The following is a 12,251-nucleotide window of genomic DNA, read 5'->3' as shown; positions in this document are numbered from 1 at the left end:
ATGTCCGCCTTCCAGTTTCGCACCGTGCCCCATGTAATCGTCGACGCGGGCGCCGCTGCCCAACTGGGCGCGCACATCGCCCATCACTTTCCGTCGGTACGCCGCGCCCTGCTCGTCACCGATGCGGGCTTCCTGTGCACGGGACTAGCCGAGGCTCCCCTGCACAGCCTGCGGGTGGCGGGCATCGACGTCCACGTATTTTCCGAAGTGCAAGCCGATCCCCCGGAAGCCGTCGTGCTGGCCGGCGTGGCCCAGGCCCAGATGTTTCACGTGGAACTGATTATCGGCCTCGGCGGCGGCAGCTCGCTCGATGTCGCCAAGCTGATTGCCGTCCTGGCGCCCGGGCATCAGGAACTGGGACAACTATATGGCATCGGCAATGTCCAAGGCCAGCGCCTGCCGCTGGTGCAATTGCCGACCACGGCGGGCACGGGTTCGGAAGTGAGCAACATCGCCATCGTCACCACGGGCGCCACCAGCAAGATGGGCGTCGTCGCGCCGCAACTGTATGCGGACCTGGCCATCCTCGACGCCAGCCTGACCCTGGGCTTGCCGCCCGCGATCACGGCCGCCACCGGCATCGATGCCATGGTGCATGCGATCGAAGCCTATACCAGCCGGCTGCTGAAAAATCCCCTGTCCGACATGCTGGCCCGCCAGGCACTGTCATTGCTGCATGGCCACCTCGTCACGGCTTGCAGCGATGGCGCCAACTTGCCGGCACGCCAGGCCATGCTGCTGGGCGCCATGCTGGCCGGCCAGGCGTTTTCCAATGCGCCCGTCGCGGCCGTGCATGCGCTCGCGTATCCGATCGGCGGCCTGTTCCACGTGCCACATGGCCTGTCGAATGCGCTGGTACTGCCGCATGTGCTGCGTTTTAATCTGTCCCATGCGGCGCCCCTGTATGCGGAGCTGGCCACCGTGCTCCGGCCCGCCATGAAGGGCAGCGATGAAGCGCGGGCACAGGCGCTGATCGATACCATGCAGGAAATTGCCGCAACCACCGGCATCGCGCGTACCCTGCGCGAGGTGGGCATCGCGGCCAGCGACCTGGACCGGCTGGCCGACGAGGCCATGCTGCAGACGCGCTTGCTGGGCAACAATCCCCGCACCGTCACGCGCGGGGATGCCCGGGCCATCTATGCGGCGGCCCTATGACACTCAGTTGGGCACATCCACCACGGCGCCCGTCACACTGATCAGATTGGCCGGCACGGGCGCGGCGGCAATCGGCGGCACGTTGACGTTGGTGATCAGGGTCGACGCATCGGCCCGCGTCACCGTGCGCACCACCTGCGACGGCGGCAGGGCCTGCTGCGAAGCCAGGTGTGCGTACATGGCGTCGAGCGCGCGGTTCAGATAGACGTGCAAGGGCACGATCCGGGTCGGCAAGGCGCTGCTGAAAGAATCGAAGTGGTTGGCGTTGGTTACCTCGATATAGCGCAAGCGACTGGCGGCGCCTTCCACGGCGGCATTAAGGCCCACATACGCGCGCGAGGCATGATTGACAGGTATCAAGGTATCGCTGCGGCCATGCACGATGATGGCCGGCTTGCCGTTGAGCTTGCCAACCGCCTGCACCTCCGCCATGCCGGCACGCACGCGCACGCTTTGCCCAGCCAGGGTGCCTTCCAGGTTGGCGCCGCTGACGGCGTCGCGCCCCGTGGCCAGGCTGCGCAGGCACAGGAAGCCGTCGAGCGACTGGTCCGCCAGATTGCTTGAGGGCGACACGCCGGCCGTGTACACCCTGGCGCCGCCCACGCTGTTTTCATATACGACATTGCCGACGATGCCGCTCTGGGTGGCAAAGCTGGCGACCTTCTGCGCCGACGTGAACGCGATCGGGTTGCCGCCGCCATCCGTCTGCGCAAACGTGAACCCGCATACTTTATCCGTCACGGAAAATTTCCCGTAGGCATACGCATACGTGACGGCCACCAGGATATTCGTGCCCGCATGCGCCGCCTGCAGCGGGTCGGAATCGGCCTGCCAGCCATACGCCTGCAAGCGCAGTTTTGCGTCCGCCTGCTGCGCCGCCAGGTCGGCACCGTTCAACAAGCCTTTGGCCACCAGCACCGTGCAGCGTCCCGCATTGCCGGCCACGGAAGCGATACATGGCTGGTACAGGGCCGCGTAGGTGGCGTAGTCGAACAGGGCGCGCCCGGGATTGGCCACCAGCACCCCGCCCTGGCGCACGCTGTAGGCCGCGGAAGGCTGCGGCTGGATCTGCGGCTCGCTGGCCGCCACGCCGCTGATCAGCCCCCCCGTATCCTGTTCCGCCGCCAGCAGGGCCGAGCCGGCGCCATTGGAAATGCTCGACGCAATCGTGATGGTGTTCTTCGGCGTCAGGCGCACGATGCGCGAGCTGCCGTCGCGGGCCAGCACGCCGTAGCGCTCGTTCAAGACGTAGAACGCCATCTCGACCGCCTGCAAGGTCACCTTGCCCCAGTCCTTTTCCGGGTTCTGCTGCGAGTGCGCATGCTTGAAGGCGATGCGGTTCGGATAGGCGGCGGCCCAGGCGAGGCGATCGGCGTCGCCCAGGTCGGGGGCGAAAATGGCGCTCTTGCCGGCAGCCCCCCTTCCCGCGCGCACGCCGTTTTGCAGATTGACGCTGTCATCCTCGAACACATACAAGCCCGTGCCGGACCCCTTGTCCGCATACGCCACGGCGCAGCCTTTCTTCAAGCCCCATTCGCCGGAGCTGCCGATAGCGCCGTAGATGCCGCGCGAACCGCTCGACGTGCCCGTGACGATGCAGGCGTGGTCAGGATCGAAGCTGGACGGCACCTGCACCATCAAGGTCACGTTCTTCTTGCCCGTGCCGTCGTCGGCGTAGGCGATGTATTCGCTGCCGGCAATCAAGCCCTCGCCGCCGCCCACGTTGCCGGCCGCGTCCACGTTCGGGCCGTACAGGGTGCCGTAGCCGCTGTTGGCAGCGATGTCGAGCACGGCGCGGTAGTTGGCATAAATCGCATTGCGGCGCAGTTCCACCGGCGTCGGCTGTTCCGCATTCGCATACAGGGGCGTGGCGCCCGCCAGCCCCGTCTTGCCCAGGCCCGCCGTCAGCAAGTCATTGCTCTTGCCGTCGTAGTCGGCGCGCGCAATCGTTCCCAGGTAGCCGGGCATCCGGTTCAGCTCTTCGGGTGCATGGTTGCTGCCGCAGGCTGCCAGCAGCAGCAAGGTGCACAGGCCCACGCCAGCGGGCGCGCGCGTACTCGTCGTTTGCATGGTGGTTCTCTCCGTTGAAGTCACAATGGACGCACAATGAAAAACGCCGGACGATCGGTCCGGCGTTGCTTGAAAATCAGACAGCGGCCTTGGCTGGCCTGGCGCTGAAGCGCGCGATGGCTTCGCCGACGATGCCGCGCCGGAACATCAGCACGCAGAGAACAAAGATGACGCCGGTGACCATGCCCACCGATTCGCCCAGGGTGCCGAACCATTCGATGCCCGTGTGCGTGGCCAGATACGTGCCGAAGTCGCCCAGCTTGTTTTCCAGCGCGATGATCAGCACGGCGCCAAGGATGGGTCCGGCCAGGGTGCCCATGCCGCCAACCAGGGTCATCAGCACGACCAGGCCCGACATGCCCCAATACACGTCCGTCAAAGTCTCAAAGCCCAGCACCAGGGTCTTGGTGGCGCCGGCCAGCGCGGCCAACGAAGCGGACAGCACGATGGCCATCAGCTTGTAGCGGTTGACGTCATAGCCGAGCGAGATGGCGCGCGGTTCATTTTCCTTGATGGCCTTGAGCACTTGCCCGAACGGCGAGTGGATGGTGCGCACGATCAGGGCAAAGCCGGCGATGAAGATGGCCAGCACGACGTAGTACAGCACCGTGTCGTTGCCGAGGTCTATCATGCCCAGCAAGGTTCCACGTGGAACACCCTGCAAGCCATCTTCGCCGCCCGTGAACGGCAGGCGCAGGGCGAGGAAATACACCATCTGCGCCAGCGCCAGGGTGATCATCGTAAAGTAGATGCCCTGGCGGCGGATCGCCAGGCCGCCCATGACCAGACCCAGCCCGGCGCCGGTGAGCACGCCGGCCAGCAGACCGAGTTCCGTCGGCCAGCCCCAGCTGCGCAGCGCGTAGCCGGTGACATAGCCGGCGCCGCCAAAGAAGGCCGCGTGGCCGAACGACAGCAAGCCCGTATAGCCGATCAGCAAATTGAAGGCGCAGGCAAACAGGGCAAAACACAGCAACTTCATCAGGAAGACGGGATAGCCGTAAAACGGGGCCGCCAGTGCCAGCAGCAGGGCAATGGCGTAGCCTACATTCTTATTCATCGTGGTAGCTCCAATACATGACTGATGAGGATTACTTTTCTTTGCCGAACAGGCCGGCGGGACGCAGCAGCAGCACGATGACCATCACCACGAAGACCACGGTGGCCGAGCCTTCCGGGTAAAACACGCGGGTCAGGCCCTCGATCACGCCCAGGCCCAGGCCCGTGAGGATGGAACCCATGATGGACCCCATGCCGCCGATCACCACCACGGCGAAGACGACGATGATCAGGTTCGAGCCCATCAGCGGCGAAACCTGGATGATCGGCGCGGCCAGCACGCCGGCAAAACCGGCCAGCGCCACGCCGAAGCCGAAGGTCAGGGTCACCATCAGCGGCACGTTGATGCCGAACGCTTCCACCAGTTTCGGATTTTCCGTGCCGGCCCGCAGGTAGGCGCCCAACTTGGTTTTTTCGATGACGAACCAGGTGGCCAGGCAGACGGACAGCGAGGCGATCACCACCCAGGCACGGTAGTTCGGCAGGATCATGAAGCCCAGGTCCGTCGCGCCGGCCAGCGCTTCGGGCACCGCGTACGGCTGGCCCGAGACGCCATAGAAGGAACGAAACACGCCTTCGACGATCAGGGTGATGCCGAACGTCAGCAGCAGTCCATACAGGTGGTCGAGTTTATATAGCCAGCGCAGCATGGTTTTTTCGATCAGGATGCCGAACAGGCCGACGATGATCGGGGCGATGACAAGCATGGCCCAGTAATTGATGTCGAAGTAACTGAGGCCCATCCAGGCCAGGAAGGCGCCCATCATGTACATGGCGCCATGCGAGAAGTTGATGACATTGAGCAAGCCGAAGATGACGGCCAGTCCGAGGGACAACATGGCATAGAACGAGCCGTTGACGAGGCCCAGCAGCAGCTGGCTCATCATCGCAGGTAATGGAACGCCGAAAATTTCCATGGCATCACAGTATAAAAAGCACCGCCGGACGACGGTGTGGTATCAAGGGAAACACGCCACCGCAGACGGGCGCGGCGGCGCAAGGCGAACCCTGCAGGCAAAGCGCCTGCAGGAGAGACTGCCCGCACCGGGCGGGCAATCCGTTTGACGGACTGCTACAGCGTTACTTCCACAGCGAACACTTCGATTCAGCCTTGGTCACATACGCCTGCGCGCCGGGCACGGTGGCCACGACCTTGTAGTAATCCCATGGGTACTTCGATTCGGACGGCTTCTTGACTTCCATCAGATACATGTCGTGCACCATGCGGCCGTCGGGACGCACTTCGCCATTCTGGGTGAACATGTCGTTGATCTTGGTCTTTTTCAGATACGCCATGACTTTCTCGGTATCGTCCGTGCCGACGGCCTTGACGGCTTTCAGGTAGTTCGCCGCGGCCGAATAGTCGGCCGCCTGCAGCATCGACGGCTCCTTCTTCATCTTGGCGAAATAGCGTTTCGACCAGGCGCGCGTTTCCGCATTCAAGTCCCAGTACCAGCCGTCCGTCAGGTACATGCCCTGCGTCAGGTTCAGGCCCAGCGAATGAATATCGTTGATGAAGATCAGCAGGCCGGCCAGCTTCATGGACTTCGTCAGGCCAAACTCGTTGGCCGCCTTGATGCTGTTGATGGCGTCGCCGCCCGCATTGGCCAGACCCAGGATCTGCGGCTTGGCCGCCTGCGCCTGCAGCAGGAAGGAAGAGAAATCCGAAGCGCCCAGCGGATGCTTGACGCTGCCCAGCACCTTGCCGCCGGCCGCCTTGACGACTTCGGCCGTGTCTTTTTCCAGCGAATGGCCGAACGCATAGTCGGCCGTCATGAAATACCAGTTCTTGCCGCCCTGCTTGACGATGGTGCCGCCCGTGCCGCGCGCCAGCGCCACCGTGTCGTAAGCGTAGTGCACGGTGTACGGCGTGCATTCCTCGTTCGTCAGGCGCGAAGAGCCGGCGCCGATGGCGATGAAGATTTTTTTCTTTTCCGCCGCGACCTTGGCCATGGCCAGGCTGGCGCCGGAATTGGTGCCGCCGATCAGCATGTCGACGCCCTGCTGGTCGAACCATTCGCGCGCCTTCGAGGCGGCGATGTCGGCCTTGTTCTGGTGGTCGGCGGAAATGAATTCCACCTTCTTGCCGGCGAGAACGACGCCGGCATCGGCGATCGCCATCTTGATGGCTTCCGCGCCGCCGAGGCCGTCGACGTCGGAATACACGCCCGACATGTCGGAAATAAAACCGATCTTGATGGTGTCGCCCGATACCTGGGCATGCGCGGCAGCGGAAAAACCCAGTGCGCACAGGGTGGCGGTGGCAATGGCGATAGCGTTACGTTTCATAGTGTCTCCGTTGGGATTATTGTTTGCTATTCAGTCGATTGCTGGACGATGACGAGTAAAAACGACATGGGCACTACACGCCAAGCAGCTCGGTCAATACCGGCATCTTGGCCTCCAGTTCGGATGCAGCAAAAGTCTCGACGATCTGACCGTGCTCCATCACATAAAACCGGTCCGCCAGCGGCGCGGCAAACCGGAAATTCTGTTCCACCATGACGATGGTGTATCCCTTCGCTTTCAGGGTGGTAATCATGCGCGCCAGGCCCTGCACGATGACGGGCGCCAGGCCTTCGGATATTTCATCGAGCAGCAGCAATCGTGCGCCCGTGCGCAGGATGCGCGCCACGGCCAGCATCTGCTGCTCGCCGCCCGACAGGCGCGTGCCCTGGCTGTGCCGGCGTTCCTGCAGGTTCGGGAACATGGCGTAGATTTCCTCCACCGACATGCCCTTCTCGCCGCTGGCCAGGGTCGGCGGCAGCATCAGGTTTTCCTCGGTCGACAGCGACGAGAAAATACCGCGCTCTTCAGGACAGTAACCGATGCCCAGGTGGGCGATCTTGTGCGTGGCCAAACCTATCGCTTCGGCGCCATGGACTTTGATGGAACCCGTGCGCGCGCCCGTCAGCCCCATGATGGCGCGCAAGGTGGTCGTGCGGCCGGCGCCGTTGCGGCCCAGCAAGGTCACCACCTCGCCCTGCTCCACCTTCAAGTTAACGTCGTGCAGGATGTGCGATTCGCCATACCACGTATGCAATTGTGCAATTTCCAGCGCGGGTGCGTTGCCATTCACTTGTGTCGCCATCAATGCGCCCCTTCCAGTTCGGCGTGGGTGGTGCCCATGTACGCTTCCATCACTTGCGGATTGCGCGATACTTCCGCGTAACTGCCTTCGGCCAGCATGGCGCCGCGCTGCAGGACAGAAATCTTGTCGCAGATGCCGGACACCACGCTCATATTGTGTTCCACCATCAAAATCGTGCGCCCGGCCGACACTTTTTTAATCAGTTCCGTCACGCGGTGCACGTCCTCGTGGCCCATGCCTTGCGTCGGTTCATCGAGCAGCATCATTTCCGGTTCCATCGCCAGGGTGGTGGCGATCTCCAGCGCCCGCTTGCGTCCGTAAGGCATGTCGACCGTGATGGTGTCGGCAAACTCCGTCAGGTCGACCTCAGCCAGCAAGGCCATGGCACGGTCGTTGAGCTGGCTTAATGAACGTTCGCTTTTCCAGAAGTGAAACGAGGTGCCGAGCTGGCGCTGCAAGCCGATGCGCACATTCTGCAGCACGGACAAATGGGGGAAGACGGCGGAAATCTGGAAGGAACGGATCACGCCCATGCGGGCGATCTGGGCCGGTTTGGCGGCCGTGATGTCTTTCCCGTTGAACAGGATCTGTCCGCCGGTGGGGACCAGGAATTTGGTGAGCAAGTTGAAACACGTGGTCTTGCCGGCGCCGTTAGGACCGATCAAGGCGTGGATATGGCCCCGCTCTACCTTCAGGTTCACCTCGCTGACGGCGGTGAAACCCTTGAATTCCTTGGTCAAATTTCTTGTTTCCAAGATTACGTTTGACATCGTGTCTCCTAGTTGTACTTTTTGTACTACTTAGTCATTTTTATAATACACAACTTGAATTTAACGCACAATACAGTATAACTACGGGGATTTTTCGCCAGGCCGAATGGCGCAAACTTGCACGCTTGCCCTGCTATTTCCAGGCCGCATGTATCATTTGCGCCGCTTTTTCCGCAATCATCACGGTGGGCGAGTTCGTATTACCAGAAGTAATGTAGGGCATGATGGAAGCGTCGACGACGCGTAAACCAGCCACGCCGATCACGCGCAAGGTGCTGTCGACCACGCTGGACGGATCGCCGGCCACGCCCATGCGGCAGGTGCCCACCGGGTGAAAGATCGTGGTGCCGATCTGGCTGGCCGCCTGCGCCAGCTCTTCCTCGCTCTGGAATTGCAGTCCCGGCTTGTATTCCTGCGGCGCAAACTTTTTCAGGGCGGGCGCGGCCACGATGGCCCGCGTCAGGCGCAGGGCGTCGGCCGCCACCTTGCGGTCCTGTTCTGTACTCAGGTAATTGGGCACGATGTTCGGCGCCGCATAGCTGTCGGCCGAGGCGATCCGCACGTGGCCGCGCGAGGTGGGGCGCAGATTGCAGACGCTGGCCGTAAACGCGGGAAACGCGTGCAAGGGTTCGCCGAATTTATCGAGCGACAAGGGCTGCACGTGGTATTGCAGGTTCGGCGTGGCTTGCTGCGGATCGGACTTGGCGAATGCCCCCAGCTGCGACGGCGCCATCGACATGGGCCCGCTCTGGAATAGCGCATATTGCAAGCCGATCTGCATTTTTCCGACGATATTGCTGGCCATCACGTTCAAGGTTTTCACCCCCTGCACCTTGTATACCATGCGCAGCTGCAGGTGGTCCTGCAAATTGCCGCCCACGCCGGCGGCGTCGAGCACGGGCGTGATGCCGTGTTCGCGCAGCAAGGCGGCCGGGCCGATGCCGGACAATTGCAGCAATTGCGGCGAACCGATGGCGCCCGCCGTCAATAAAGTTTCACGCCGGGCCGTCGCCTGCCATTGCGTGCCGCCGCCCGTCAACACGACGCCCGTGCAGCGCGGCCCCGCTTCCGTGGTCTCGATCAATAGACGTTCCACATGGCACCCTGTCATGATCGTCAGATTCGGCCGGCGCGACGCCGGTTTCAGAAACGCTTTCGAGGTGTTCCAGCGGATGCCGCGGCGCTGGTTGACGTCGAAATACGCGCTGCCGCTATTGTCGCCACCGTTGAAATCGCTGGTTTTCGGGATGCCGACCTGCTGCGCCGCATCGCGGAAGGCATTGAGGATATCCCACGACAGGCGCTGTTTTTCCACGCGCCACTCGCCGCCAGCGCCATGGTTTTCCGACGCGCCGCCGTAATAATCCTCGCTTTGCTTAAACAGCGGCAAGACTTTGTCCCAGCGCCAGGAAGCGTCGTCCGTCAGGTCGGCCCAATGGTCGTAATCGCCGGCCTGGCCGCGCATATAGATCATGCCGTTGATGGATGAGCTGCCGCCGAGCACTTTACCGCGCGGATACATCAGGCTGCGCCCGCCCAGGCCCGCGTCCGCCTGCGTGGCATACAGCCAGTCCGTGCGGGGATTGCCGATGCAATGCAGATAGCCGACGGGGATGTGGATCCACACGTAATCGTCCTTGCCGCCCGCTTCCACGAGTAAAACGCTGGCGTCCTTGTCGCGCGTGAGCCGGTTGGCCAGTACGCAGCCGGCCGTGCCGCCGCCCACGATGATGTAGTCGTATTCGCCTGCCGATTCCAATGAAGCTCCTTTCGGTATGCCATCAAGCTGTCGCGCGGCGTGTCTCCCCGCCGCATCGCGTTACCAGAGTCTGTATTCGTTCATGCATGCTTGGCTGCTGAGCCACATTGAGATTACCACCAGTGCCGGCCCAGGGCGACATTAATCGCATGGCCAGCATGATCGCCGTGTTGACGCGCTTGTCGGGCAACGAAAAAACCGTCCCCAACAGGGGTTGCGAGCTGTGGATAACCGTATGGATATCCACAGGTACGATATGTGAGTAAACGAAATTTTTTTTGGATGACTTTTTTTTATCCCAAAACCATCCCATGCAGATACAACGCTTACTCAGCGCTTATCCGTACGCCAAGCGATTGTTTACAAGGATAAATCAGGACTTATCCACAGAAGATGCCGCCGTTAACTACTATTACTATTCTTGTATACGATCTTGTTAAGGTAAACCCGACAACGCCCGCTTTGCCTGCCCTTCGAAAAAAAGAAAGCCCTGCAGTCTTTGCCTGTAAAAAAAACCGCAAGCGGCTTTCAGTACGCAAAAAAAAAATCCAGCCAACAACTGAGCGACGAAAACCGGCACGGCCGGCATCACGCACACTGCACTGCCAAACCGTTTTGCAAAATGGAAACGCCAACAGACCTGACCAGGCACAGAGCCAGCAAGCAATTCGATGTCAAAAAGAGGGGGAATTTACAACGATTGTGGATAAGTCACTTGATATCCACAGGATGACTTGTGCGTAAACACGAAGTTATACGCAGGCCCGCATTTTATACAATTTTGCTCCTCGCGTGATACAGCGATTATGCACGCTTTATTTTGCGCGTAAACGATTGATCCTGTTGAAAAAAAGCGACTTATCCACAGAAAAAAGCGCGTTTACTATTACTACTATTTTTATATATAGATCTATTGTAAACCGACAAAAAAAACGGAAGTCCGGGGATATTTCCAAAAAGCATACAAAAAACGTCAAAAAAAGAGCCAACGGCAACAGCGCGACCCACTGCCAAACCGTCTTCCAGCAATCACCTGGACGCCAATGTTCGCGAAAGAACAGCGTTCGTGATCGCTCAACGTTGATTGCCAAACAGGGATCACGACATGCGAAGCACATTAAACATGCCACGACAGCAAGAAAAACCGTGATTTTTGCTTGGCTATGTGGATAAGTGCCTGCATATCCACAGGATGAGATGTGGGAAAAGTCGATCTTTGTCCACAAGCCAATTTTTATCCCAAACAAGTCCTCCGTAGATACAATGCTTGTACGCCTACTTTTTTGTGCGCTAAGTCGATGATTTTTCGATGGTATACCGACTTATCCACAAAAAAATGGCCGTTTACTATCACTACTATTTTTATGTATACATCTTTATTTAAAACACAGAGACAAACGCGAACGGTGGAAAAGTCGCCAAAACGGCTGTTTTCACCCTGTAAACCGTTTTGCAATGCAAAAAACCTGTAAAAACAGCATGAATTCACACAAAAAAATGCGTTTAGGCATCATCAGTGCCTTGCACGAAGAACAGCAGGGGCTGGTAGAAGCCATGCAAGGCCCCCAGAGGCGTTCGCACGGCATGCGCGACTACACCCTGGGAACCCTGTGGAATATCGACGCTGTGTGCGTCCTGTCGCGTCTGGGCAAGGTTGCCGCTGCCATGACAGCTTCTATCCTTGTGGAAAAGTACGGAGTTACCCACATCGTCTTCACCGGCGTGGCCGGCAGTGGCGATCACCACGTGAAAGTAGGCGATATCGTCGTGGCCGAAGCACTGCTGCAGCACGATATGGACGCCCGCCCCCTGTTTCCCCGCTTCGAAGTGCCGCTGACGGGCTTGCAGCGCTTTGCCACGGACCTGGAACTGAGCACGCAACTGGCTGGCGCCGCGGAAGATTTCCTGCGTGACGATGTCTCCAGCGTGCTCAAGGCCGCCGATATCGCGCAATTCTGTTTGCAGCACGCCAAAGTACACCGCGGCCTGATCGCCAGCGGCGACCAGTTCATCAGCAGCGCCGCGCATATCAACGAGCTGAAAGCGGATATCCCCGACCTGCTGGCCGTCGAAATGGAAGGCGCCGCCGTGGCGCAAGTGTGTTTTGAGCTGGGCGTGCCGTTTACCGTCATGCGCACCATTTCCGACAACGCCAATGAAGACGCTGCCGTCGACTTCATGCGTTTCGTGCAGACCGTCGCCTCGCCGTATGCGTTGACGGTAATTCAGCAGCTGTGCCAGCGCCTGGTCGGCTGATTTTTCAGCTAGCGTGTGTCCAGTCCTAAAATAGGTTGACAGTATTTATTGCTGCACAAACGCCCGATGCACCGCATCGGGCGTTTTGTAC

The 12,251-nt window shown here is 60.3% G+C and carries 9 protein-coding genes; 2 read left to right on the top strand and 7 right to left on the bottom strand.

All coding sequences use genetic code 11. The annotated features are described in order from the left end of the window. Positions 1-1,158, top strand: a complete 1,158-nt coding sequence (locus AC07VI_RS25360; protein WP_099374819.1) for an iron-containing alcohol dehydrogenase — start codon at positions 1-3, stop codon at positions 1,156-1,158. A gap of 3 nt (positions 1,159-1,161) precedes the next feature. Here the strand turns inward: AC07VI_RS25360 and AC07VI_RS25355 are convergent, their stop codons facing one another. The 7 genes from AC07VI_RS25355 to AC07VI_RS25325 all read right to left on the bottom strand — a co-directional run bounded on the left by AC07VI_RS25355 (position 1,162) and on the right by AC07VI_RS25325 (position 9,904). Beyond that, positions 1,162-3,228, bottom strand: a complete 2,067-nt coding sequence (locus tag AC07VI_RS25355; protein ID WP_492992029.1) for a 3-hydroxybutyrate oligomer hydrolase family protein — start codon at positions 3,226-3,228, stop codon at positions 1,162-1,164. A gap of 76 nt (positions 3,229-3,304) precedes the next feature. Further along, positions 3,305-4,285 (bottom strand): branched-chain amino acid ABC transporter permease, encoded by a 981-nt coding sequence (locus AC07VI_RS25350; protein WP_086144308.1) that lies wholly within the window; start codon positions 4,283-4,285, stop codon positions 3,305-3,307. Between the two features lie 31 nt (positions 4,286-4,316). Next, positions 4,317-5,201 (bottom strand): branched-chain amino acid ABC transporter permease, encoded by an 885-nt coding sequence (locus tag AC07VI_RS25345; protein ID WP_099374817.1) that lies wholly within the window; start codon positions 5,199-5,201, stop codon positions 4,317-4,319. 163 nt (positions 5,202-5,364) lie between these two features. Next, positions 5,365-6,573: an ABC transporter substrate-binding protein gene (locus AC07VI_RS25340; protein WP_076564750.1), complete on the bottom strand. Its 1,209-nt coding sequence runs from the start codon at positions 6,571-6,573 to the stop codon at positions 5,365-5,367. A gap of 73 nt (positions 6,574-6,646) precedes the next feature. Beyond that, a complete protein-coding gene (locus AC07VI_RS25335; RefSeq protein ID WP_076564748.1) occupies positions 6,647-7,375 on the bottom strand; it encodes an ABC transporter ATP-binding protein in 729 nt (242 codons plus the stop codon). Continuing rightward, on the bottom strand, positions 7,375-8,145 hold the full coding sequence (locus AC07VI_RS25330; protein WP_086144306.1) for an ABC transporter ATP-binding protein: 771 nt from the start codon (positions 8,143-8,145) through the stop codon (positions 7,375-7,377). Before AC07VI_RS25330 ends, AC07VI_RS25335 begins: the two co-directional genes overlap by 1 nt. Positions 8,146-8,278: 133 nt before the next feature. Beyond that, positions 8,279-9,904: a GMC family oxidoreductase gene (locus AC07VI_RS25325; protein WP_086144305.1), complete on the bottom strand. Its 1,626-nt coding sequence runs from the start codon at positions 9,902-9,904 to the stop codon at positions 8,279-8,281. Between the two features lie 1,479 nt (positions 9,905-11,383). Here AC07VI_RS25325 and AC07VI_RS25320 point away from each other — a divergent pair. Then, positions 11,384-12,160, top strand: coding sequence for a 5'-methylthioadenosine/adenosylhomocysteine nucleosidase (locus AC07VI_RS25320; RefSeq protein WP_086144304.1), 777 nt, complete (start codon positions 11,384-11,386; stop codon positions 12,158-12,160). Positions 12,161-12,251 lie beyond the last annotated feature (91 nt).

Source organism: Janthinobacterium sp. GW821-FHT03A03 (assembly GCF_059421435.1).
Note: the sequence above shows the minus strand (reverse complement) of the source record. Positions and strands in the feature narration are given on the sequence as shown.